This is a genomic window from Silicimonas algicola (assembly GCF_003148765.1).
Classification (GTDB): Bacteria; Pseudomonadota; Alphaproteobacteria; order Rhodobacterales; family Rhodobacteraceae; genus Silicimonas; species Silicimonas algicola.
Window position 1 is genome coordinate 373,134 of the sequence record NZ_QGGV01000002.1, and the last position, 23,274, is coordinate 396,407.

Annotated in this window: 25 protein-coding genes; 7 read left to right on the top strand and 18 right to left on the bottom strand. The window is 66.6% G+C overall.

The features are described from left to right. The first annotated feature begins 5 nt into the window (after nucleotides 1-5). On the top strand, nucleotides 6-1,079 hold the full coding sequence (gene zapE / locus C8D95_RS06225; protein ID WP_109758538.1) for a cell division protein ZapE: 1,074 nt from the start codon (nucleotides 6-8) through the stop codon (nucleotides 1,077-1,079). On the opposite strand, the gene C8D95_RS06230 is transcribed toward zapE, so the two are convergent. The 7 genes from C8D95_RS06230 to C8D95_RS06260 form a co-directional block, all read right to left on the bottom strand. Next, nucleotides 1,076-2,284 (bottom strand): multidrug effflux MFS transporter, encoded by a 1,209-nt coding sequence (locus tag C8D95_RS06230; RefSeq protein WP_420902625.1) that lies wholly within the window; start codon nucleotides 2,282-2,284, stop codon nucleotides 1,076-1,078. The two genes, zapE and C8D95_RS06230, sit on opposite strands and share 4 nt — an antisense overlap. Beyond that, nucleotides 2,281-2,934 carry a DsbA family oxidoreductase gene (locus C8D95_RS06235; protein WP_109758297.1) on the bottom strand — a complete coding sequence of 218 codons (654 nt, stop codon included), beginning with the start codon at nucleotides 2,932-2,934 and terminating at the stop codon, nucleotides 2,281-2,283. The genes C8D95_RS06230 and C8D95_RS06235 overlap by 4 nt, the downstream gene beginning before the upstream one ends. Further along, nucleotides 2,931-4,436, bottom strand: a complete 1,506-nt coding sequence (locus C8D95_RS06240) for a class I adenylate-forming enzyme family protein (RefSeq protein ID WP_109758298.1) — start codon at nucleotides 4,434-4,436, stop codon at nucleotides 2,931-2,933. The genes C8D95_RS06235 and C8D95_RS06240 overlap by 4 nt, the downstream gene beginning before the upstream one ends. A gap of 109 nt (nucleotides 4,437-4,545) precedes the next feature. Further along, nucleotides 4,546-4,761, bottom strand: a complete 216-nt coding sequence (locus C8D95_RS06245) for a hypothetical protein (RefSeq protein WP_109758299.1) — start codon at nucleotides 4,759-4,761, stop codon at nucleotides 4,546-4,548. Nucleotides 4,762-4,843: 82 nt separating this feature from the next. Further along, nucleotides 4,844-4,960, bottom strand: a complete 117-nt coding sequence (locus C8D95_RS06250) for a lipoprotein (protein WP_109758300.1) — start codon at nucleotides 4,958-4,960, stop codon at nucleotides 4,844-4,846. A gap of 6 nt (nucleotides 4,961-4,966) precedes the next feature. After that, nucleotides 4,967-6,769: an extracellular solute-binding protein gene (locus tag C8D95_RS06255; RefSeq protein WP_109758301.1), complete on the bottom strand. Its 1,803-nt coding sequence runs from the start codon at nucleotides 6,767-6,769 to the stop codon at nucleotides 4,967-4,969. Between the two features lie 215 nt (nucleotides 6,770-6,984). Next, entirely contained in the window at nucleotides 6,985-8,190 is a 1,206-nt protein-coding gene (locus tag C8D95_RS06260; RefSeq protein WP_109758302.1) for an MFS transporter, read from the bottom strand. A gap of 103 nt (nucleotides 8,191-8,293) precedes the next feature. Here C8D95_RS06260 and C8D95_RS06265 point away from each other — a divergent pair, with 103 nt between their 5' ends. From C8D95_RS06265 to C8D95_RS06275, 3 genes are all read left to right on the top strand, one after another. After that, a complete protein-coding gene (locus tag C8D95_RS06265; RefSeq protein WP_109758303.1) occupies nucleotides 8,294-8,926 on the top strand; it encodes a DNA-3-methyladenine glycosylase family protein in 633 nt (210 codons plus the stop codon). Beyond that, nucleotides 8,923-9,594 carry an alpha/beta hydrolase gene (locus C8D95_RS06270; protein ID WP_109758304.1) on the top strand — a complete coding sequence of 224 codons (672 nt, stop codon included), beginning with the start codon at nucleotides 8,923-8,925 and terminating at the stop codon, nucleotides 9,592-9,594. The genes C8D95_RS06265 and C8D95_RS06270 overlap by 4 nt, the downstream gene beginning before the upstream one ends. 148 nt (nucleotides 9,595-9,742) lie before the next feature. Continuing rightward, entirely contained in the window at nucleotides 9,743-10,327 is a 585-nt protein-coding gene (locus tag C8D95_RS06275; RefSeq protein WP_109758305.1) for an HNH endonuclease, read from the top strand. 622 nt (nucleotides 10,328-10,949) lie between these two features. Here C8D95_RS06275 and C8D95_RS06280 read toward each other — a convergent pair. From C8D95_RS06280 to C8D95_RS06325, 11 genes are all read right to left on the bottom strand, one after another. After that, the gene (locus tag C8D95_RS06280; protein ID WP_109758306.1) at nucleotides 10,950-11,321 is read right to left on the bottom strand and encodes a hypothetical protein; all 372 of its coding nucleotides are present in this window, start codon (nucleotides 11,319-11,321) and stop codon (nucleotides 10,950-10,952) included. Then, entirely contained in the window at nucleotides 11,322-11,708 is a 387-nt protein-coding gene (locus tag C8D95_RS06285; RefSeq protein ID WP_109758307.1) for a response regulator, read from the bottom strand. A gap of 27 nt (nucleotides 11,709-11,735) precedes the next feature. Further along, nucleotides 11,736-12,572 carry a CheR family methyltransferase gene (locus C8D95_RS06290; protein ID WP_109758308.1) on the bottom strand — a complete coding sequence of 279 codons (837 nt, stop codon included), beginning with the start codon at nucleotides 12,570-12,572 and terminating at the stop codon, nucleotides 11,736-11,738. Then, a complete protein-coding gene (locus C8D95_RS06295) occupies nucleotides 12,569-13,051 on the bottom strand; it encodes a chemotaxis protein CheW (RefSeq protein ID WP_109758309.1) in 483 nt (160 codons plus the stop codon). Before C8D95_RS06295 ends, C8D95_RS06290 begins: the two co-directional genes overlap by 4 nt. Before the next feature lies 1 nt (nucleotide 13,052). Then, nucleotides 13,053-14,069 carry a chemotaxis protein CheA gene (locus C8D95_RS22465; RefSeq protein WP_241239660.1) on the bottom strand — a complete coding sequence of 339 codons (1,017 nt, stop codon included), beginning with the start codon at nucleotides 14,067-14,069 and terminating at the stop codon, nucleotides 13,053-13,055. Nucleotides 14,070-14,078: 9 nt separating this feature from the next. After that, on the bottom strand, nucleotides 14,079-15,188 hold the full coding sequence (locus tag C8D95_RS22470) for an Hpt domain-containing protein (protein ID WP_241239659.1): 1,110 nt from the start codon (nucleotides 15,186-15,188) through the stop codon (nucleotides 14,079-14,081). Between the two features lie 11 nt (nucleotides 15,189-15,199). Beyond that, nucleotides 15,200-15,565 carry a response regulator gene (locus C8D95_RS06305; protein ID WP_109758310.1) on the bottom strand — a complete coding sequence of 122 codons (366 nt, stop codon included), beginning with the start codon at nucleotides 15,563-15,565 and terminating at the stop codon, nucleotides 15,200-15,202. Continuing rightward, nucleotides 15,562-15,837, bottom strand: coding sequence for an STAS domain-containing protein (locus C8D95_RS06310; RefSeq protein WP_164721676.1), 276 nt, complete (start codon nucleotides 15,835-15,837; stop codon nucleotides 15,562-15,564). The genes C8D95_RS06305 and C8D95_RS06310 overlap by 4 nt, the downstream gene beginning before the upstream one ends. 109 nt (nucleotides 15,838-15,946) lie before the next feature. Next, complete coding sequence (locus C8D95_RS06315) at nucleotides 15,947-16,894, bottom strand: glucokinase (RefSeq protein ID WP_109758312.1); 948 nt, start codon at nucleotides 16,892-16,894, stop codon at nucleotides 15,947-15,949. Next, nucleotides 16,891-18,219, bottom strand: coding sequence for a GH1 family beta-glucosidase (locus C8D95_RS06320; protein WP_109758313.1), 1,329 nt, complete (start codon nucleotides 18,217-18,219; stop codon nucleotides 16,891-16,893). The genes C8D95_RS06315 and C8D95_RS06320 overlap by 4 nt, the downstream gene beginning before the upstream one ends. 1 nt (nucleotide 18,220) lies before the next feature. Then, nucleotides 18,221-19,270 (bottom strand): LacI family DNA-binding transcriptional regulator, encoded by a 1,050-nt coding sequence (locus tag C8D95_RS06325; RefSeq protein WP_109758314.1) that lies wholly within the window; start codon nucleotides 19,268-19,270, stop codon nucleotides 18,221-18,223. 193 nt (nucleotides 19,271-19,463) lie between these two features. On the opposite strand from C8D95_RS06325, the gene C8D95_RS06330 reads away from it, so the two are divergent. The 3 genes from C8D95_RS06330 (at nucleotide 19,464) to C8D95_RS06340 (ending at nucleotide 23,266) form a co-directional block, all read left to right on the top strand. Then, on the top strand, nucleotides 19,464-20,732 hold the full coding sequence (locus tag C8D95_RS06330; protein WP_109758540.1) for an ABC transporter substrate-binding protein: 1,269 nt from the start codon (nucleotides 19,464-19,466) through the stop codon (nucleotides 20,730-20,732). Between the two features lie 139 nt (nucleotides 20,733-20,871). After that, entirely contained in the window at nucleotides 20,872-22,092 is a 1,221-nt protein-coding gene (locus C8D95_RS06335) for a carbohydrate ABC transporter permease (protein WP_109758315.1), read from the top strand. Between the two features lie 16 nt (nucleotides 22,093-22,108). Then, the gene (locus C8D95_RS06340; RefSeq protein ID WP_109758316.1) at nucleotides 22,109-23,266 is read left to right on the top strand and encodes a carbohydrate ABC transporter permease; all 1,158 of its coding nucleotides are present in this window, start codon (nucleotides 22,109-22,111) and stop codon (nucleotides 23,264-23,266) included. The last annotated feature ends 8 nt before the right edge of the window (nucleotides 23,267-23,274 follow it).

Here is a 23,274-nt window from a genome sequence, read left to right on the forward strand (position 1 = left end):
GCGTCATGGGCATCGTCACCGAGGCTTACCAACAGCGCATCGCGGCGGGCGGGCTGGAGCCCGATCCGGCGCAGCTTGCCATCCTCCCCGAGTTCGACCGCATCGCCGAGGGTCTCGCCGCGACGGGCGAGAGGCGCGGCCTGTCGTCCCTGTTCCACCGCAAGCCCGAGCCTGTGCCCGGGCTCTACCTCTGGGGCGGCGTAGGGCGCGGCAAGTCGATGCTGATGGACCTGTTCCACGAAGTCGCGGGCGGGCCGCACAGCCGGCGCGTCCACTTCCACGCCTTCATGCAGGAGGTCCAGGCGGGTCTGCACGAGGCGCGGAAGACCCATGTCGATGACGCCATCCTGCCCGTCGCAAAGGGCATCGCGGACAGCCTGCGTCTGCTCTGCCTCGACGAGATGCAGATCTCGGACATCGCCGACGCAATGATCGTGGGGCGCTTGTTCCAGAACCTGCTCGACGCAGGCGTGACGGTCGTCACGACATCGAACCGGCACCCCGACGACCTCTACAAGGACGGGCTCAACCGCGCCCTCTTCCTGCCCTTCATCGAGTTGATGAAAGAGCGTCTGTCCGTCCGCGAACTCGCCTCGCCCCGCGATTACCGGCAGAACCGTCTGGCCGGAGAGGAGGTCTATTTCACTCCCGCCGATGCCACCGCGCGAGCCGCGGTCGACGCGATCTGGACCGACCTCACGCATGGCGAAACCCACGCACTTGTGCTCCACGTCAAAGGACGGCGTGTCGAGATCTCGGCCTTCGCGCACGGCATGGCGCGGGCGACCTTCTTCGACCTCTGCGGACGTCCTCTCGGCCCTGCCGATTATCTGGCGCTGGCGCAGGCTGTCCGCCTTCTGATCCTCGAGGAAATCCCGCGCCTGTCCTCCGACAACTACAACCAGGCGCGCCGCTTCGTGACGCTGGTCGACGCGCTCTACGAGGCGAAGGTGCGGCTGATCGCGACGGCGGCGGACGTGCCCGAGAAGCTCTACATGGAGGGCGAGGGCGTTTTCGAGTTCGAACGCACCGCCAGCCGCCTGCGCGAGATGCAGTCCGCCGACTGGGGCGCGTCCTAGGCCGGTTCGCCGTCCTTCAGGAGAAACGTGAGGACAAGGGCGAGGCCGACGAGTCCGAGGACCCCAAGCGTCAGTGGCCGGATCGTGCCGTCGAAGGCTTGCCCTATGGGCGAGGCGAGGATCGCCGCTCCGATGGTCGCAAGTGCGGTGATGATCGATGCGGCCAGGCCCGCCAGGTGGCCCATTGGCTCCATCGCGATGGCGTTCATGTTCCCGATACCGAAGCCCGCGAGGTAGAAGATCGAGGTGTACCACAGGAAGGCGACCGGGAAGAACGCGGCGCCGAGCACGCCGGTCACCTGTCCCAGCAGGAACAGGACCGTGAATCCGCCCTGGATCATCAGCGCGCGCCTCACGACCGGCAGCATCCCGAGCCGCATGACGATGGAGGCGTTGACGAGGTTCGATCCCGCCGCCAGCACGGCCATGCCGCCGAACCACAAGGGAAAGGTCTCGCCCTTGCCGAAGACGCGGTCGAAGACCTGCTGGCTCGACATCAGCGCCGCGAAGAGGGCCGCGAAGATCAGGGTCTGGACGGCGATCGCCAGCATCACCTGACGGTTGGAGAAGACCTCGCGCGCGCCTTCGACGAGTTTCCCCAACCGGAAGGGACGCCGCTTTGCGGGGTCGAGCGTCTCGGGCTGGCGGATCACGAGCCAGGTCATAGAGATGACGGCGAAGACGGCGAAGGACAGGAAGATCGACCGCCAACCGAAGGCCTCCGCCAGAACCCAGCCGAGCGAGGGCGCGAAGACCGGGGCTAGCGTGAAGACGAAAATCACAAAGCTCATGATCTGCGCCATCTGCCGGCCCGAAAAGAGGTCGCGCACGATGGCCATGCCGGCGACGCGCGGTCCCGCAGCCCCCAGTCCCTGAAGAACGCGGGCGGCCACCAGCATCTCCATCGAGGGGGCGACGGCAGAGGCCAGCGCGCCGATGGTATAAATCACCGCGCCGATCACGGCGATGCGCTTGCGCCCATAGGCGTCGGACAGGGGGCCCGCCACGAAGGTGCCGAGCCCGAGCCCGCCCACGAAGGCCGCGATGACAAGCTGCGCGCGGTTCGGCGCGTCCGGGCTCAGGGCCTCGCCGATCTCGGGGATCGCGGGAAGCATCGCGTCGATGGAAAAGGCCACGGTGGCCGTGAGCATGGCGAGAAGCGCCACCAGTTCGGTGCGCGAGAGGGGGGAGCGGGTTTCGGTCACTCGTCGGCGCCGTCGCCGGACATCTGCTGCACCAGCTCGTCGATGACGTTCAGCCAGAGGTCCGTCGGCTGCGCGCCGCTGACGACATGCTGGTTGCCAATGACGAAGGTCGGCACGCCCGAGACGCCGCGCTGCCGGGTGTGCGCATCGCGGGCGCTGGTCTCTTCGGCGTCGGCCTCGCTTTCAAGCAGGCGCTCGGTCATCGCGCGGTCCATGCCCACGCCTTCCGCGATGTCCAGAAGTACGGCGCGGTCACCGATGTCGCGGCCGTCCTCGAAATACGCCTTGAAGAGACGCGACACGACGGCGGTCTGCCGGCCCTCGAGCCCCGCCCAGTGGATCAGCCGGTGCGCGTCGAGCGTGTTCGGTGTGATCGCCATGCTTTCGAAGTCGATGGCGAGGCCCGCGCGCTCGGCCGCCTGCATGACCGGCGTGTAAGCGCGGATCGCACCCTCCTTGCCGCCGAACTTCGCCTCGAGGTAGGCGCGCCGGTCCATGCCGCCTTCGGGCATGTCGGGGTTGAGTTGGAAGGGGTGCCACTCGATGACGAAGGGATGGTTCGGCCGTGCCTCGAGCGCACGGTCGAGGTTCGTCTTGCCGATGTAGCACCAGGGGCAGATCGGGTCGGAAAGGATGTCGAGCTTGATCATGGCGCGGTCTCGTTCGCAGGGGGAAGGCTTCGGCGCAAGAGCTTTCCGTTTGCGTTCCTGGGCAGGGATTGTGCGTGAACGAACAGGCGAGGCTGCTTGTATCGCGCAAGATGTGCTTCTGCATGTGCCGTCAGATCGGCCTCGGGCAGTGCAGCAGGCCCGGTGTAGTGGACCGCGATCACCGTTGTCTCTGGCGTGACATGGCAGTCGACGGCGGCGGCCTCCTCGATGCCCGGATGACGCTGCATCGCTGCCTCGACCTCGATCGGCGAGACGCGGAAGCCGCCGGCGGTCAGGATGTCGTCGGTGCGGCCGTGGTACTCGATGGCGCCGTCCTCGCGCATCAGGCCCCGGTCGCCGGTGGTGAACCACTCGCCCGTCAGGCGCTCGGCCAGCGGCCCGTCGAGCGTGCCGAGCATCAGGCCCGGGTCGCTGCCGTGGATGGCGATGGCGCCGTCCTCGCCCCGTTCGGCGGGTGTCCCGTCCTCCGACAGGATCGCGACGCAGCGCCCGCCTTGGGTATAGCCAAGCGTGCCCTCGGGGGCGGGGCGCGCGGGCGAACCGGAGATGAAGGTCGAGATCTCGGACTGCCCGAAGGCCTCGTGCAACTCGGTGCCGGTAGCGTCGCGCCAGGCGGTGCGCACCGTCTCGGGCAGCTTCTCGCCCGCGACGAGGCCGTGGCGCAGACGAGGCAGAGCGGGCATCCCGGACTTGAGCAAGCGGCGAAAGACGCCGGGCGCACCCGCGATCATCGTGGCCTCGTGCCGCTGCGCCAGAAGCGGGATCATCTCCGGCCCCGTGCCGGGGGCGAGGACCAGCGCCGTCGCACCCGCCGCCCAGGGGTCCATCAGCCCGGTGCCGAGCGTGAAGGTCCAGCTGAAGGCGCCCGCGTGCAGCACGCGGTCGGACGGCGTCAGCCCGTACCAGCCGTCCGTCATCAGCCCGCGCGCAAGGATCGCCCGGTGCGCGTGGACGACGCCCGAGGGCGTGCCGGAGGTGCCAGACGTGAAGACGATGTAGGCGGGATCGTTCGCGCCCGTCTCGGCAGGCCGCTCCAGGGGCTCGGCCCTTGAGAAAGCGGCAGGCGACAGGACGGGGGCGTCGTGATCCGGCATGGGCACGGTCCCGTCCGACACGATGGCGTCGGGAGACAGGACGCGCGCGACCTTCGTGATCTCTTCGGCCCCAAGCGCTGCCGCGGTCGGCACGGCGACGAGGCCCGCAGCGATGGCGCCCAGGTAGGTCACGGGAAAGTCGGGCGTGTTCCCGATCCGCATGAGGACCCGCGCGCCCGGCGCCAGACCAGCGGCCAGAAGCCCGCCCGCCGTCCGCATCACCGCCTCGCGCAGACGTCCATAGCTCCACCGTTCCGCACCCGTGGCGCGCAAGAGCACGAGCGCCACCTTGTCATCGGGCGCGCCTGCCGCCCAAAGGACATGGCTCGCCAGGTTCAGCCGGTCGGGGATCGAGGGCGAGGGGCGTTTGTCGTCGACGGCGCGCATGGGGGACGAGTTACACCCCGCGCGCCCGGTTGCAAGATGCCTGGGCGCGGGACGGCGCAGGCCTGTCCGGAACGCCCGCGAGATGGGCGAGACAACATGGCTCCCCTGGTCAGGCGGCCTCGCGGTGCGAGGTGTCCGCCACGTGCAGCCAGTCCAGCATCTCGCCCGCCTCCGCCAGGGTCAGGTCGTGCGTTCGTGCGAGATAGCGTGCCAGAAGGTCGGGGTCTGCCACGGCGGCAGCCACATCGTCGACGGTCGCGAAGGGAAAGCGGGCGCAGATGGCGTCGATGCCGAGGGCGGCAAGGTCGTGGCGGAAGCGGTTCATCGTCTGACTCCGGTCGGTTGCGTCGCGACCAAGCCTGACAGCCGAACTCTAAGCGATCCTTAACGCCCGGAAACGCAGGTCGTCAGATCGCCCGGTCGATCGCGCGCGCGCCCGACGAGATGTCCTCGCCGACGCCTTCAAGCGTGTTGCAGCCAGCCAGCGCCAGGGCGACGGCGGCGAAAAGAACGATCTTCCTCATGTGTCCCTACTCCTCGTACCACCATACATCCGGCTGGAATCCGATGAAATCGCCGTACATCGGCAGGGTTTCGGGATACTTCAGCTCAGCCGCGTGGGCAATCTTTGCGTCGGGGCTGAACCAGATCGGCACGACATAGCGGCCTGCCATCAACACCCGGTCCAACGCCTTGACCGCCGCCCGGAAGTCTTCCTGGTCCTCCGAGGTCAGCATGGCATCGATCATCGCGTCGATGGCGGGGTCCTTCGCGCCCATCAGATTGCGGCTGCCCTCGACGTCGGCCGCCTCGGCGCCCCAGTAGAGGTACTGTTCGTTGCCGGGCGACAGCGACAGGCCGCGCTCGAACCAGGTCATGTCGAAGTCGAACTTGTCCGACCGGGCCTTGTATTCCGCCGAGTCGACCGAGGTGATCGTGACCGCGACGCCCAGGCGCTCAAGCGCGCGGGCATAGATGTCGGCGATCTGGCCGTATTCGGTTGACCCTGCCGACAGCAGGATGTCGAAACCGAAGGTCTCGCCAGCCGCGTTCTTCAGCGCGCCGTCCTCCAGCGTCCAGCCGGCCTCCTCCATCAGCGCCAGCGCCTTGCGGGTCGAGGTGCGGTTCCGCTCGGTCCCGTCGCCCTCGGGCAGGGTGTAGCCCTCGACGGCGCCGGGCGGGAGCTTGTCGGCGAAGGGCTCGAGAAGCTCCAGCTCGCGTCCCTGGGCCGGGCCCGGGTCCATGGCCAGGACCGAGTTGGCGTAATAGGACGAAGCACGGGGCAGGGGCTCGCCGTTGATGGTCTCGTTGATGAATTCGAACGGGAAGGCGGTGATCAGCGCCTCGCGCACCCGCCAGTCCTGAAATTCGGGCCGCCGCGTGTTCATCACGAAGCCCCACATGCCCGACGGGCGCTCGTGGGGGATGATCGACTTCACGATCTTGCCCGTGGTCACGGCGGGGAAGTCGTACTGCGTCTCCCACTTCTGCGCGTTGGTCTCGCGCATGGTGTTCAGGATACCCGCCTTGAAGGCCTCGAACATGGCGGTTGCGTCGGTGAAGAACTCCATCCGGATCTCGTCGAGGTTCGCCTGACCTGTCATGAATGGCACCACGCCATCGCCCCAATAGTCCGGGTTGCGCTTCAGCGTGACGGACCGGCCCGTCTCGAATGTGTCGATGATGTAGGGCGCCGAGGTGATGGGCACGATTTCGGTTCCCGACTCGGCGAAGTCGACGCCCTCCCACTGGGCCTTCTTCAGGATGGGGCGCAGGCCCATGAGCAGCGGAAGCTCGTCGTCGCGCTCAGTGAAGGTGAAGCGGACGGTGCGCTCGCCCGTCGCCTCGGCCGCCGCGACCTTCTGCCAGGCGCCGAGATAGCGGGGATGGCCGACGGTGCCGAGCGTCTCGTACGACCAGAGCACGTCCTCGACCGTGACGGGACTTCCGTCCGAGAATTCGGCTTCGGGACGCAGCGTGAATTCGACCCAGGACCGGTCGTCGGCGACCTCGACCGATTCGGCCAGAAGACCGTACAGAGTGAAGGGCTCGTCATAGCTTCGCCCCATCAGGCTCTCGACCGTCAGATAGCGCAACTGCCAGGGCACCCGGCCCTTAACGATGAAGGAATTGAGCGAATCGAAATTGCCGACTTCGCCCTGCACGATCGAGCCTCCCTTGGGCGCGTCCGGGTTGGCGTAAGGCAGGGACACAAAATCGGGTGGGAGGGCAGGCTCGCCATACATAGCTATGCCATGTTTGGGCTCGGCGAGAGAGGGAGCGGCAAGGAAAAACGCGCTGGCGGCAAGCGCGGCGAGCCGGGCAAGGTGCATGATGTGGACAATCCCTTTTTTCGCTGAGCTTTGGCGAAGCCTAGGCACCGTTGCCAGAGTTATCAAACTTTTAGCTTGGACAGCGGCGATTTCGTGCGTATAACTGCCCTACTGCTCGATAGGTTTCTTGCCTGTATGAAACCTGCCTCAATAACTCAACGCCCGCTTCGTGCGGGCGTTTTTTTTGGCCGTTTCGTCTCAAGGTGCCGAAGCCGTCAGGCGCGCGACTCGCGCCCCTGGAACGCCAGCCAGATCAGCGCCGCGCCGGCCAGGGTCAGGAACGGCGCCATCGCCAGGTTGACCGCCGTCCAGCCCTCCTGCGGCGTGCCACCCGAGCAGTTCATCAGCCCGCCCGACGACAGCGAGGCCAGCGTCACGCAGCCGAAGACGATCATGTCGTTCAGACCCTGCACGCGGCCCCTCTCTCCCGGCGTGTGTTGCGCGGCCAGCATCGTCGTCGCGCCAATGAAGCCGAAGTTCCAGCCGATGCCGAGAAGGACGAGCGCGCCGAAGAAATTCTCGAGCTCCGTGCCCGACAGCGCGACGGCACCCGCCCCGGCGAGGATAGCAAGGCCGGTTGCGACGATGGTCCGCGCCCCGAAGCGCGCGATCAGATGGCCGGTGAAGAAGGACGGCACGAACATCGCGAGGACATGCGCCGAAACCACGTCGGCGGCGTTGCCCTTGTCGAAGCCACAGCCCACGACGGCCAGCGGCGTCGAGGTCATCACCAGGTTCATCAGCGCGTAGGACACCATCGCGCAGATGATGGCGACGAGGATGCCCGGCGTCTTCAGAAGCTCGATCCGCGACCGCCCCCGGTCGATGTCCGCGATGGCGGCGGGGCGGGGAATGTTCAGGAACACGAACAGGAGCGAGCCGAAAAGGTTGATCGCGATGACCGTGAGGTAAGTCCCGAGGAACGGCGTCACCATCGCGTCCGCCGTCGCCTTGACAAGTTGCGGCCCGAGGATCGCGCTGACGAGGCCAGCCGCCATGACGTAGGAGATCGCCTTCGGCCGGAACGCCTCGGACGCCGTGTCGGTCGCGGCGAAGCGATAGAAGCCCTGCGCGGACATGTAGACGCCGGTGAAAAGCGATCCGAGAAGGAACAGCCCGAAGCTCTGCGTCGACAGACCCCAGGCGCCCAGCATCGCACCGACGGCGCCCCCGCCCGCACCGACCGCGAATCCCACCCTGCGGCCAAAGCGCTGCATCAGGGCCGAAAGCGGCGTCGCCGACAGCATCGAGCCCAGCACGATCAGCGAGATCGGCAGCGTCGCGAAGCACGGGTTCGGCGCCAGCGACTGGCCCGCCAGCCCGCCGATGGTGAAGATCATCGGCATCTGCGAGCCGAGGAACCCCTGCGCCGCGACGAGAATCGCGAGGTTGCGCTTTTCAGAGGGGACGGATGCGGTCATGTCCGCCGGTTAGTCCTTCGGACCGGCAGCGGCAAGCGGCGAAGAGACGGTTTGACACCGGGGAACGGGCGTATAGCTTTCCCCGACCCTGGGAGAGTGCCGAATGACCGTCGGACGCATCATCGAGACGCCCGATTGCGTAGCCGAGGGCGCGGCCTTCCTTGCCGCCGCCGAGCCTCGTTTCGCGCACGCATTGACCCTGACCGGACCTCTGCCGCTCCGCCGCCGCAAGGACGGCTTTCCGGCCCTTCTCGACGCCATCGTCAGCCAGCAGGTCTCGGTCGCCGCCGCCGACGCGATCTGGGGCCGGCTGCAGGCAGCGCGCCTCACGGGGCCGCGCAAGGTCATGTGGGCGTCCGATGAGGAGCTTCGGGCCTGCGGCCTCTCACGGCAGAAGGCGCGTTATGCCCGTGCGCTCGCCGCGTCGGGCATCCGTTTCGCCGACCTCCGCGAGATGCCCACGGACGACGTCATCCGGACGCTGGTCGAGGTGCCGGGCATCGGCCGCTGGACGGCCGAGATCTATGCCATGTTCTCGCTTGGTCGCGCCGACGTCTTCGCGCCCGGCGACCTGGCCCTGCAGGAGGCGGCGCGGATCCTCTTCGAGATGCCCGAACGGCCGAGCGAACGCGCGCTGCGGCTCCACTCCGAGACCTGGGCGCCCTGGCGCGGCGTGGCCGCGCGGCTGCTCTGGGCCTACTACCGCGTCGCGCGCGAAAGGGAAGGAATCCGATGAGCGAACTGAATTTCCGGCGGCGGGCCTCGGCCTCGGGCGAGGACACGTCGGCGGTCCTGTTCCTGCACGGCTACGGCGCGGACGGCGCCGACCTTCTGGGGCTGGCCGAACCGCTGGCGGCGCATATGCCCGACACGGTCTTCCTTGCCTGCGATGCGCCCGAGCGGTCGATGGCGAACCCCATGGGCTTCCAGTGGTTTCCGATCCCCTGGATCGACGGCTCGACCGAGGCCGCCGCCGCCGAGGGCCTGCGCCGGTCCGCCAAGACCCTTGATGCCTTCATCGACAAGGTGCTGGCGGACGAGGGACTGGCGCCGGACCGCCTGATGCTCGTGGGCTTCAGTCAGGGGTCGATGATGAGCCTCCACGTCGCCCCCCGACGCGCCGAACCCCTTGCCGGCATCGTCGCCTTCTCGGGCCGGCTTCTGGCGCCCGAGCTTCTCGCGGCCGAAGCGCGGTCCCGTCTGCCGGTCCTCCTGATCCACGGCGACGTCGACGATGTCGTCCCTTTCGCCGAGATGAAGGCGGCGGGCGCGGCGCTTCAGGCGGCGGGCTTCGAGGTCTTCGGCCACGTCATGCAAGGGACCGGGCACGGCATCGCCCCAGACGGCCTCTCCGTGGCCCTGTCCTTCCTGCGCGAGAGGCTGTCGATCGACGATCCCCTTTGAGGCCGTCACACGATCGTTGCAGGCTGCCGGTAAGGCCGATCATGGGGGTTGCAGGTATCGAGCCTCCATATATAGTTTCCTCAATGTATCGAGGCGGGGCGTCTCGTCTTGGCGCCATGAGGCAGGCAGGGCGGAGCCGGAGTCGCGGATGAGCTTGGATTTCAGAACGAGTTTCGTGCGTGAGCCGAACAGTCTGCGGAATCACCCCGCGCTGGTCCTGAACGCCGATTACCGCCCGCTCAGCTATTATCCCCTGTCGCTCTGGCCCTGGCAGGAAGCGGTCAAGGCCGCCTGGCTCGACCGCGTGCAGATCATCGCCGAATACGACGAGGTCGTGCGCAGTCCCTCGACCGAAATTCGCATCCCGTCGGTCGTCGTTCTGAAAGACTACGTGAAGCCCCAGAAGCGCGTGGCCTTCACCCGGTTCAACCTCTTCCTGCGCGACGAATTCCGCTGTCAGTACTGTGGCGCCAAGGGCGATCTGACCTTCGATCATGTCGTGCCCCGTGCGCGCGGCGGCGTGACCAGTTGGGAAAACGTCGTCGCCGCCTGCTCGTCCTGCAACCTGCGCAAGGGCGCGAAGTCGCTGTCGCGCTCCGGCATGAGCCTGCTTCGCGCCCCAAGCCGGCCCGCCGCCGAGGAGTTGCGCAATCAGGGTCGGAAGTTTCCGCCGAACCACCTGCACGAGACCTGGCTCGACTTCCTCTACTGGGATGCGGAGCTGGAGGCCTGAGGCCGACGCCGGCGATCGGAGCGCGGTTGCCGCGGCTTCGCGCGTGACAAGGACGAGCGACCGGCAGCGGGGAAGGTCCGGCGCAGAGCCATCGATGTCGGCGGAGGATGGGGGCGCCGCCTGGGGTGGGTCTTATCCCGTCCATGTCGCGCGCCGAAACTGCAGCCGCTGAGCGGTCGCGCGGATGCGAAGACCAGCATAGGCTTGAATCGGCTTCTGTTTGCGCACCCGGCGTATGGCGGATCATCAGCGCGCGCAGGCGACGGTAGGACGGGACCGAAGCGCCTAACAGATTGCCGAAGGTGTCGCAGCGGAGACCGGCAGATGCAGGCCCCTCATTAGGTAGATGTCCTTCGGACCGCGGAAATCGTCCGCCAGACACCGTGACCACACAAGGTTTCGCTCGCTTGCGTCCGGCCCCGGCGTGGTCCACGTCGTCACCGGGCCCACACCCTCCGCTCACCCCGCAACACTGTATTCCGGGACACCACCTCAGCCGCTGATGTCCGCGTGAAACGCCAGCGAACCCGAGCCGCGCCTGTCCCCGCGTGACCGTCCGTCTGAGGAACTCGCCTTTCTGTGCCGCGACGAACGCGTTTCACATCGCCCGACTTCTCCTCCCTCAGAACAACGAAAGCTCCCCCGCCTCGACGCTTTCGGCCTCGGTCCGTTGCCCCAGCAGAAGGTTCTGAAGGCTGTGAAGCGTCAGCGCCCCCGCGAGCTTTCGATGATGCACCGGATGGCCGACCAGGCAGTCGGCGAGCTGCGGCAGGAACCGGGCAAGTTCGCTGTGCGTCTGCGTGACAAGGTCGATGTGCTGGATGTGCCGCAGGCTCTCGGGGATCGGCGCGGCGAGGTCGGTCAGGTCCGAGATCGCATCCTGCAACGCGAGATCGCGCTTGTGCATCTGGTCCATGAGTTGCGCCATCGCGCTGAGGATGCGCGCCACGTCCTCGGGTCTGACCGACAGCGTATGGAGGTCGTCCTGGATCACCTAGAGCCGGCCCACAATCGCTTCGATGGCCGACTTGAGATCTGCCGGCTGGAACGGCTTCGGCAGGAAGTTGTTCATGCCCAGTTGCTTGCCCTTGTTGATGATGGCGGGGTCGGCGCGGCCCGTGATGAGCAGAAATCCGGTCTTCTGCGTCTGCGGCGTGTTCCGCAGGTAGTGAAGAAGGTGCAACCCGTCCATCTCGGGCATGTTGTAGTCCGAGATCACCAGATGGACCGGCGACTTGGCAAGCGAGGCCAGGGCGGATTTCCCGTCCGACGCGGTCGCCACGTTGCGGATGCCGATGGCGTCGAGTGCCTGTGTGATCAGGCCCCGGCTCGTCGACATGTCGTCGACTACCATGACGCGAAGCTGGTCTCTCAGTGACATTGATTTCCTGCGCCTCTCGTTTTTGTTTTACGTTTTCTGATAGATCGTGACGCCGGCGGTCCTGAACCCCGTATCGTCGAGGGGGTGGATGCGTTCGGAATGTCCCAGGAAGAGGCAGCCTCCTGGTTCCAGCTTTTCGCGAAACCGTGGCCAGAGACGGCGCTGTACCTCGTCGTCGAAATAGATCACCACGTTTCGGCAGAATATCGCGTCGAAGGTGCCCTTCATGGGCCAGGTTGCGTGCAGGTTCAGTTCGCGGAACCGCACCAGTGCGCGGACGCGGTCCGCCACGCGCATATGGCCGTCGCCCGCCGCCTGGAAGAAGGCGCGGCGGTCGGCGGGTTCGACGGGCTCGAGGTCTGCATGAGTGTAAACGCCGTCGACTGCCCGGCGTAGGATCTTGGGATCGATGTCCGAGCCGAGAACCAGGATGTCGCCGTAGCTTGCCTCGGGCATCGCCTTCAGAAGCTCGAGGGCGATGGTATAGGGTTCCTGCCCGCTGGAGCATCCGGCCGACCAGATCCGCACGCGCCCGCCACGCCGAAGCTTCTCCGCGAGGTGCGGCACGACCTTGGCGAGCAGATACTCGAAATGGTGGCGTTCGCGATAGAAGTTCGAGACATTGGTGGTCAGGACCGAGATGAGCTCCCGCGTCTCGGAGGCGTCGGAATCGAGCCGCGCGAGGTAGGCGCCGCAGTCCCGGAGGCCAAGCTCGCGCATCCGCCGCGCGATGCGCGACTGCACCAGCGACTTCTTCGACGAGGGGATCGACAGGCCGGCTTCCTTCGCGGCGATCGCGGCGAGCCGCGCGAACTCGGCGTCGGAAAGCTGCGCCCCCTGGGATGCGGCCTGAAGCGTCGTCATGCCGCGATCTCTTCGGTCGACGGCAGGACGGCCTCGAGGTCGAGGAGGCGCACCATCCGGTCGTCGAGAACGGTCAGTGCGCGCACGAAGCGTGACTTCTGGGTCATCTCGGGCGGCGGCTGAAGCTGGTCGCGCGAAAAGGACAGGATGTCCGACACGGCGTCGACCCTGAGACCCATCACCCGCGATCCCACGTCGACGACGATGATCACGTTGCGGTCCTCGGGGTCGGAGGCGGGCAGTCCCAGTCTCAGCGCGAGGTCGATCACCGGCAGGACCGTGCCGCGCAGGTTGATGACGCCGCGCACGAAATTGGGCGCGTGCGGCAGCGAGGTGGTGCGCGTCCAGCCGCGGATTTCGCGGACGGACATGATCTCGACCGAGTATTCGCTCTCGCCGATCCGGAACGACAGGTATTCCGTCCTGCTGGAGGCGGCGGGATCGGCGGACGAACCGTCCCTTTCGACATGTGCGGTCATCTCAGGAAGCCCTTTTCTGCATGACGAAGCGGTCCTCGCCCGAGACGTTCTGGACGAGGTCGTTGGGGTCGAGGATCAGGGCGATCTGGCCGTCGCCGAGGATGGTGGCGGCCGCCACGCCGGGGACGCGGCCATAGCTTTCCTGCAACCCCTTGATGACGACCTGGCGCTGGTCCTCGATCGTGTCGACGAGGAGGGCGACGAGAACGCCTTCCTCGGGCGAGATGAGAAGCGCGATGGTGCCTTCGCGGACCTGGGATCCGACGCGGTAGCCGAGCTCGACGCCGAGATCGAGCACCGGGACGAACTGCTCACGCACGCAGAGCACCTGCTGGCCCGGCCCGACGAGGCGCAAGTCCGAGGGCGAAAGCGACAGGGTCTCGACGATGGCGTTGAGCGGGATCACCAGCGTCTCGCCCGCCACGGTCACGACCATGCCGTCGAGAACGGCGAGCGTGAGCGGCAGCGAAATCGCGAAGGTGGTGCCCACGCCCGCAACCGAATCGATGGTGACGCGGCCGCCGAGCGAGGTGATCTGCGTCTTCACGACGTCCATGCCAACGCCGCGCCCCGAAAGTGCCGACACCTCGGTCGCCGTCGAGAATCCCGGCAGGAAAAGAAGCTGGTCGATCTCGGAATCGCTCAGCGTCGCGCCCTCGGGGATCAGGCCCTTGGCGGCTGCGATGGACTGAACCTTCTCGCGGTTGATACCGCCGCCGTCGTCCGACACCTCGATGATGACGCGGCCCGACCGGTGCGCGGCGCTGAGGCGGATCTCGCCCGTCTTCGGCTTGCCTGTGGCCAAGCGCCTTTCGGTCGATTCGAGCCCGTGGTCGACGGCGTTCCGGATCATGTGGGTCAGCGGATCGGCGAGGCGTTCGATGGCGGTCTTGTCGATCTCGGTCCCGTCGCCTTCGGTGGTCAGGCGCACCGTCTTGTTCACGGCAGCCGAGGCCTCGCGCACGATCCGCGACATCCGCTGGAACAGCGACTTCACGGGCTGCGCGCGGATCATCATCACGCTTTCCTAGATGTTCCGCGTGAGTTGCATGAACTCGTCGAGGCCCGCGCTGACGGGCGAATTGGGTGCAATGTTCTGTTCCGCGATGGATTGCGACAGCATCGCCTGGTTGATGACGAGTTCGCCCACGAGATTCACGAGACGCTCGATGCGGTCGAGATCGACGCGGACCGTGGGCGAGGTCTTGGGCTGGGGGGCCGCTGCCCTGGGCTCGGATCGCGCTTCACGGGCGGCGGGGATCTGTGCGAGGGGCGGAGGCGCGGCGAGTGCTTCATCGTCGTCATCTTCCATGTCGTCGAGAGTCCTCTCGAGGACCGGCAGGGCGGGACCGCCGGAGGACATGACCTTCAGATGGCAGAGGCCCTCGGCGAACTCGAAGACCTCCTGCACCGCGGCGGGCGTTGCGTCGCCGCCGATGCGGATCGTCCAGGTCAAGCGGCCGCCGGGGCGGTCCAGATCCTGGATGGTCTCGGGTGGAGCGAAGGCGCAATCGATCTCGCAGGGGCCGAGATCCGCGAGGGTCTTGAGAAGAAACAGGGGCTCGTTGCCGCTTTCGTAAAGCTCGCCCTCGGGGCGGAATTCGACCGTGACGCCGACCGCCGCCGGATCGGGCTCGATCGCGTCGAGCAATGGCAGGTCGGGCAGGACGTCGAGACCGCCGCCCAGATCGAGAAGGTCCAGCGTCATGGGCTGGAAGTCGATGACAGGCGCGGGCTCGTCATGGCCGGGCCCGCCGGCGTAGCCCGACAGTTCGGCGATCAACGCGGCCGACGTGCCGCTGTCGATCTCCTCGCCATCGCGCGAGCAGCGGATCAGGTCCGACAGCATGTCGGCGCAGCGCAGGAACAGCGCGTGAAGCGCGTCGTCGGGCACAAGCGCGCCGGAGCGGCAGGCGTCCATGACCGTTTCGAACTGGTGCGCGAATTCGACGAGCTCGTTGAGCCCGAAGGCGCCCGCGCCACCCTTGATGGAATGCACCGCGCGGAACGCGACGTTGATCGTCTCGACGTCGGATTCGCCGTCGGCCATGGTCTGGAGGGCATCGACCAGCGCCTCGTGCAACTCCTCGCACTCGACGAAGAACGACGCCATGATTTCCTGCATCGGGTCGGACACGGTACTCGCTCCTATCCTGTGACCATGCGAAGCGCGCGGACCAGCTTGTCCTGCGCGAAGGGTTTGACGATCCAGCCGGTGGCGCCGGCATTCCGGGCGCGCGTCTTGAGGTCGGTCGAGCTTTCCGTCGTCAACACGAGGATGGGGATCGTGCGCGCGTCGTCGCGCGCGCGGACCGCATCGATGAAGCCGAAGCCGTCGAGGCGCGGCATGTTGATGTCGGTGATGATAACGTCGGGCTCGATGTCGTCGAGCACCTCGAGCCCGTGCTGCCCGTCTTCGGCGAGGTGGACTTCGAACCCTTCCGACACGAGCGCGAGGGTGATCATGTCGCGCATGGTGCGGCTGTCGTCGACGGCGAGGACCGAGATGCTCATGCCGGGTCTCCCGCGAGCGCTGCGGGTGTCAGGCCATAGCGCGTCAGATCGTCGATCATGGCCGCCGAGGGCGCATCGACGGCGAACGCCCTGGCGCGCGCCGACCACAGCGACCGGGCCGACAGAAGGAGCTCCAGGCAGAGCCCGCCCAGCATCTCGACCGCCGTGCCGTCCAGCGTCAGATCGCTGTCCGCGGACTCCTTCAACTGCGCGCGCAACCTGTCGGCCGCCGCAGAATCCAGCCGAGCGTCAAGCTTCACCCGCTTCGCCATCCAAACACCTCGATTCCAGACCTGAGACCGTCGGATCATCGTCCTTCGGCCCGTGCTGATTAGACCGGGGCGTCTTAAGATGCGGTTACTCTGGAAGGGGCGAGTGGCCTTATGTCCTGCTGTCGGCGAGGTGCGCGGCAAGGCCGCTCAGCGCCGCGAAATCGTCCTCGACCACCGAAACCGGAAACTGGCCCAGGAAGTCCGAGAAGCGGCCCTTGTCGCAGAAGCTCTCGGCGAAACCGAAGCGGTCGAAATAGGGCGTCATCGCACGGCTCATCCCGCCGATCAGGAACAGGCCGCCGAAGGGCAGGTAGATCAGGGCCAGGTCGCCCGCGACCGCCCCCATCAGGCGCACGAACCACTCGACCGACCGGGTCGCGTCAGGGTCGTCGTCCACGGCGGAAAGGATCTCGGCCGTCGACCGGCTTCGCCCGGCTTTCCAGGCGTAGATGTTTTCGAGGCCGCGTCCCGACAGCACGTCCTCGACCGAGGCGAAGCCGTGACGGTCGTCGACGAACTCGGCGAGGCCCAGGGCCTCGGCCGTGCGGACGGGCATGGTGACATGGCCGCATTCGGCGGGGGGCACAATCCGTCCCCCCGGCGTTTCAAGCGCGACGGCGGCGTTGAAGCCGGTGCCGACGCCGACCACGAGGCGCGTCGACCCGGACTGTCCTTCGCGCGCGGGGATGACCGTGCGCAGCTTGTCGGGCGCGATGTGGCCAAGGGCATGGGCCTGGGCCTGCAGGTCGTTCAGGACGGCGAGCCGTTCGGCGCGCGTCACGCGGGCGAGCATGGCCGTGTCGATCGACCAGTCGAGGTTGGTCAGCTGTCCCTCGCCGTCGCGAACGGGGCCTGCAACCGCGACGGCGGCGGCAGCGCAGTCGACGGATTCGTCTGCGACGTAGACCGACAGCACGTCTTCGAGACTGGGATGATCCGCGTTGCGGAACCGCCGGAGGCTGTCCGTCAGAAGACGCGAGCCCTCGGCGAGCGCCACGCGGGTGTTCGTGCCGCCGACGTCGGCGACCAGCGAAAGCCTGTCGGAGTCATGTGTCATGCGCGTGCGAATGCCTCTTTCAGGGCAAGGTAGGATGCCTTGGGCGTTCTCTCCAGCGTGTCGAAGTCGACGTGGACGAGGCCGAAGCGCTTTTCGTATCCGAGCGACCACTCGAAGTTGTCCATGAGCGACCAGACGTAATAGCCCGCGACCGGCACGCCCTCGGCGATCAGGTCGCGGACCCGCGTCATGTGGCGCTCGATGTAATCGATGCGGTGCGGATCCGGCACGCTGCCGTCGGCTGCCAGGGTGTCGCTTGCCGACATGCCGTTCTCGGTCACGAAGATGGGCAGGCCCTTGGTGTATTCCTCGTGGGTGCGCTTCAGAATGTTGTAGAGACCTTCGGGATAGACCTCCCACCCCATTGTGGTCTTGGGAAGCTCGCCGGCGTGCTCGGCATAGGACGGCCAGGGACCGTCCGTCGGCGCAAGAAGCTTGCGGGTGTAGTAATTGACCCCGAACCAGTCGACGGGCTCGCGGATCGTCGGAAAGTCGTCCTGCCAGCCTTGCGGCAGGTGCGGCTCCAGCCCTTCCAGCGCCTCGGCGGGATACTCGCCCTTGAAGAGCCCGCCGCAGAAGAAACGGTTGTAGATCGCGTCATAGCGCGCGGCAGCCTTGGCAGCCGCCTCGGTCCGGTCGATCGGCTCGGCCCATTCGAAGTTGCAGACCGCGCCCAGATTCGACATGCCGAGCGACCGCATCGCCTGGATCGAGCGGCCGTGCGCGAGAAGGACGTGGTGCATGGCGCGCGCGGTGGCGCGGATGTCGCGGACGCCCGGCGCGTGCAGCCCCATGAAGTGCGACAGCCAGCCCACGCACCAGGGCTCGTTGATGGGAGCGGCGGACCACACGCGGTCGCCGATGCGGCCCATGATGACCTGCGTATAGTCGGCGAACCAGTCAGCCATATCGCCGTTCCGCCAGCCGCCGCGGTCGAGAAGAGCCACCGGCAACTCCCAGTGATAGAGCGTCGCGGCGGGCTTCAGACCGCGTTCCAGAAGTCCGTCCACAAGCCGGTCGTAGAAATCCAGGCCCTCGGCGTTCGGCGTGCCCGTGCCCTCGGGCAAAACGCGCGCCCAGCTTGTCGAGAAGCGGTACACGTCGGCGTTCAGGTCGCGGATCAGGTCGAGGTCGGCGTCTATCCGGTGATAGTGGTCGCAGGCCGTCGCCCCGTTCTCGCCGCGCATCACGTTGCCGGGCGTCAGGGCGAAGTCGTCCCACTGCGTCCGGCCCGCGCCGCCGAAGGCGTGCCCCTCGATCTGGTAGCTCGAGGTGGCGACCCCGAAGCGGAAATCCTCGGGGAAGTCGGAACGGGAGACCTTCATGTCAGCGGGACTTTCTCTGGCGGAACAGGCGAGGAGCCGGGCCTGACGATTGCCCCAGGGAAAGCTCGGCTTCAAGAAGGATATGATCCGGAGCGCGGTTCGGTTCGGCTATGCTTTGCAGAAGAAGGTCGGCGCAGAGCCGTCCCGCCTTGCGGACCGACGACCGCACGGCGGTGTAGACGGGCGGCGTCCCCTCGTTGCGGAAATAGGACAGCGCGTCGTCGTGGATCACCACCGACACCTCGTCCCCGATGCGAAGGCCCATGTCGTGGATCGCGCGCCGCGCACCGAGTGCAGGGATGATCGAGGCGACGAGGAACGCGGTCGGCGGATCGTGAGCCTCGAGCATTCCGCGCACCGTCTCATAGCCGTATGTCTCGGTCATCTCGCCATGCGCGGTCCAGCGGTCCTCCACCGGAAGGCTGCGTTCGGCGAGCGCATCGGAGAAACCGAAGAGGCGACGCAGGGCGAAGTCCATGTCGGCCAACCCGTTGATCAGCGCGATCCGGCGGTGCCCGAGGTCGAGAAGATGCCGCGCCGCCCGCGCGAAGGCGCGCCGGTTGTCGACGTCGACCCAGTTGTAGTCGCCCTCGGCGTCCGTCGACCGGCCATGGACCACGAAGGGCAACCCCAACTCGCGCAGCAGCGGGATGCGCGGGTCGTCCAGCTTCGGCCCGTGCAGCACCACGCCGTCCACCGTGCCGCGCCGGGCGAGGTCGCGGTAGGCCTCCGCCTCGTCCTCGTCCCGCACCACCGCGAGCGACAGGTCGTACCCCGCTCCGGCATAGACCTCGCCCGCGCCGGCCAGGAAGTCGGCGAAGATCGGGTTGACCATCTCGTGCTCCTTCGAGACAGGCAGGATGTGCCCGATGGTCATGGCCCGGCCGGTCGCCAGCCTCTTCGCGCGCGTGTCGGGGTGGTAGTTCTGCCGCTTGGCCTCCGCCAGCACGCGCCTCCGCGTGGCCTCGCTGACCTCGGGATAGCCGTTCAGCGCCCGGCTGACCGTCGTCGGCGAGAGGCCGAGGATGGCGGAGAGTTCCTTGAGGTTCATGGCGGCGGTCGCGTTTTAGGACGCGCACACAATAGGATGTGGTCGGCTCTTGTCAAAGCGCGGGTCCCGCGTCCCCGGATTGACAGCACATGGGATTCGGTGAAAGCCTCACGTCATTCAAAGCGCTTTGGACGCAACGAAGCGCGAAGGAAGTATGAAGACGCGGGCGTCTGCCCGTATTTGGGAGGATATCATGAAGACGAAACTCACCCTTGGCGTGGCCCTTGCCGCGCTGAGCGCGGGCGCCGCGAGCGCGGAACAGATCACGGTCTTCGGACCCTGGCTCGGACCAGACCAGGAAAACGCCGAGGCCGTTCTTGCGGATTTCGCCGAGAAGTCTGGCCATGACGTGCGCTACGTCGGATCGGACAGCTTCGAGCAGCAGATCATGGTCGACGCCGAGGCGGGCTCCGCCCCGAACGTCGCCGTGTTCCCGCAGCCCGGTCTGGCCGCCGACATGGCCCGGCGCGGCTTCCTGACGCCTCTCCGCGACGGAACAGCCGAATGGATCAATGAAAATTACGCCGCCGGCCAGTCCTGGGTCGATCTCGGCACCTATGCCGGACCGGACGGCGAAGAAGACCTCTACGGCTTCTTCTACAAGGTCGATGTGAAATCGCTGGTCTGGTACGTCCCCGAGAACTTCGAGGACGCCGGCTATGAAGTCCCCGAAACGATGGAAGAGCTGAAGGCCCTGACCGACCAGATCGTCGCCGACGGCGAGACGCCCTGGTGCATCGGTCTGGGATCGGGCGGAGCCACGGGCTGGCCGGCGACCGACTGGGTCGAGGATATGATGCTGCGCACCCAGCCGCCCGAGGTCTATGACCAGTGGGTGACGAATGAGATCCCCTTCGACGATCCGGCCGTCGTCGGCGCGATCGAGGAATTTGGCTATTTCGCCCGCAATGACGACTATGTCGCCGGCGGATCCGGCGCGGTCGCCTCGACCGATTTCCGCGACGCGCCGAAGGGCCTCTTCGACAGCCCGCCACAGTGCTACCTGCACCGCCAGGCGTCGTTCATCCCGGCCTTCTTCCCCGAAGGCACCGTGGTGGGCGAGGATGCCGACTTCTTCTACCTGCCGGCCTACGCCGACAAGGATCTCGGAACACCCGTCCTCGGCGCGGGAACGGTCTGGGCCATCACCAACGAGAACGAGGCGGCGCACGAGTTGATCGCCTATCTCCAGACCCCCGAGGCGCATGAGATCTGGATGGCGCGCAAGGGCTTCCTGACTCCGCACAAGGGCGTCAACCTCGAGACCTTCGGCGATCCGACGCTGCGGAAGATGAACGACATCCTTCTGGGCGCGACGACCTTCCGCTTCGACGGGTCTGACCTGATGCCGGGCGGTGTGGGTGCGGGTTCGTTCTGGACCGGCATGGTCGACTATGCCGGCGGCAAGGACGCGGCCGAGGTGGCCGGGGCGATCCAGGATAGCTGGGACTCGCTGAAATAATCGAAGACCTTCGGAGCCGCGCTTATCCGGCGCGGCTCCGCACCGCCCAGTGCCCTTAACGATTTCTGAATCAAGCGCGCCAGCTAATTAACTGGTTTCGCATGCGAAACTTCGCAAGGACGGACAGGGAGGGACGCCGATGGACGCCGCACTTCTGGGGCTTGTGACCGTCGTGGTCGGTGTGGGCGGATGCCTCGCCTACTTCTATTTCTCGAACCTTTTCCTCGACAAGGTGCTGTTCCCCGCGAGCGGACCGAACGCCGGGCGCAACATCAACCGAGCCAACCAGATCCGGCCCTGGCTCTTCCTCTTCCCTGCGATCTTCGCCCTGGGTCTCTATTTGGGCTACCCGGTCGTCGAGACGCTGCGCCTGTCGCTCACCGACCGTGACGCCGGCGGCGCCTTCATCGGGCTTGCCAACTACCAGCAGATGTTCGGCGAGCCGAAGTTCTGGGAAGCCATGCGCAACAACATGCTGTGGCTCATCGTGGTGCCCGCCGCGTCGACCGCCTTCGGACTTCTCTCGGCGCAGCTCACCGACCGGATCGGCTGGGGCAGCATCGCGAAGTCCCTGATCTTCATGCCGATGGCGATCTCCTTCGTCGGCGCGGCCGTCATCTTCAAGCTGATCTACGACACCCGCGCGGAGGGGCAGGAGCAGATCGGCATCCTGAATGCGGTCTGGCTTCAGTTCGAGGGTGGCGTGGGCTCGTTCCTCGCGCTCAAGCTTCTGCCGGCGCTGGCGCTTCTCGCCTTCGCAGCACTCGCAGGCTGGCTCGCATGGCTGATGCTTCGCCCGTTGCGGCGACCCACGGTGCCGATGTGGATCCTTCGCGGGATCGGCGCGGCCTTCGCGGCCTGGCTCGTCATCCTGTCGCTCGGCGCCATCGTGAACATCATCGGGGCGGACCTGCCTTACGGACAACCGCAGACCTGGCTGACGATCCCCTTCTACAACAACTTCTTCCTGATGGTCGTCCTCGTGTGGATCCAGACCGGCTTTGCCATGGTCATCCTCTCGGCGGCGCTTCGCGGCATCCCCGAGGAGACGGTCGAGGCCGCCATCGTCGACGGCGCGAGCCCCTTGCAGGTCTTCTTCAAGATCAAGGTGCCGCAGATCATGCCGACCATCGTCGTCGTCTGGACCACCATCACGCTCGTCGTGCTGAAGGTCTTCGACATCGTCTACGCCATGACGAACGGCCAGTGGGAGACGCAGGTGCTGGCGAACTACATGTTCGACAAGCTTTTCCGCGCCAACGACTGGGGTGTGGGGTCGGCGTCGGCCATCATCATCATGCTGCTCGTCTCGCCGATCCTGGTCTGGAACGTGTGGAACGCGCGCAAGGAAATGCGCTGAGGGAGAGGGCAGGGACATGGATAACGTCGTCGGCAGGAAATCGGGCCTGACCTGGGCCGTCCACATCTCGGTGGCGCTACTCGTCATGCTGTGGCTCTTCCCAACCGTGGGGCTTCTGGTGTCGTCCTTCCGGACGGCCGACCAGATATCGGCGTCGGGCTGGTGGGCCTCGCTCTTCCCCGCCGAGCAGACCGTGCAGGTCCGAACCGGCGGCGCCGACGTGGCGCGGCAGGAGGGCGGCGTCTGGATCGTCGAGGGCAACCTCTTCGTCGACGATCCCGCGGCACCCAAGGGTGACGTCAGCGTGGAAAGTTTCGGCGTCTCTTCCCGCGACGTCTCGGCCTTCGGTCCGGGCGAGACTGCCGAGTTCGGGGAAGAGACCCTGACGGTGAACGAGGACGGCAGCTATCGCTATACCTCGGTCGAGGAACCCGGAGGCCGCGGCCAGCGCGTCTTCGTCACCGCCGAGGTGCCGCCGGACTTCACGCTCGCCAACTACCGGCAGGTGCTCTTCTCGGGCAACTCGACCGACTCGATGGCGAAGGCCTTCTTCAACACGCTGACGGTCACGGTTCCGGCGACCATCATCCCGATCGTCATCGCCGCCTTCGCCGCCTATGCGCTGGCCTGGATGGATTTCCCCGGACGCGCAGTTCTGATCGCCTGCGTCGTGGGCCTGCTGGTGGTGCCACTGCAACTGGCGCTGATCCCGCTTCTGAAGCTGCACCTCGGCATCGGGATCGGGAAGGGCTACCTAGGCGTCTGGCTGGCGCACACGGGCTTCGGCCTGCCGCTCGCGATCTATCTGTTGCGAAACTACATGGTCGGCCTGCCGCGAGACATCATCGAGAATGCCAAGGTCGACGGCGCCACGGACTTCCAGATCTTCACCCGGATCATCCTGCCGCTGTCGTTTCCTGCGCTAGCCTCCTTCGCCATCTTCCAGTTCCTCTGGACCTGGAACGACCTGCTCGTCGCCAAGGTCTTCCTGATCGACGCCACCGGCGAGACGACCGTGATGACGAACCAGATCGTCGAGCTTCTGGGCACCCGGGGCGGCAACTGGGAGATCCTCGCCACCGCCGCCTTCGTGTCGATCGCCGTTCCGCTGGTCGTCTTCTTCGCGATGCAACGCTACCTCGTCCGCGGCCTTCTGGCCGGGTCCGTAAAGTGAGCCACGTC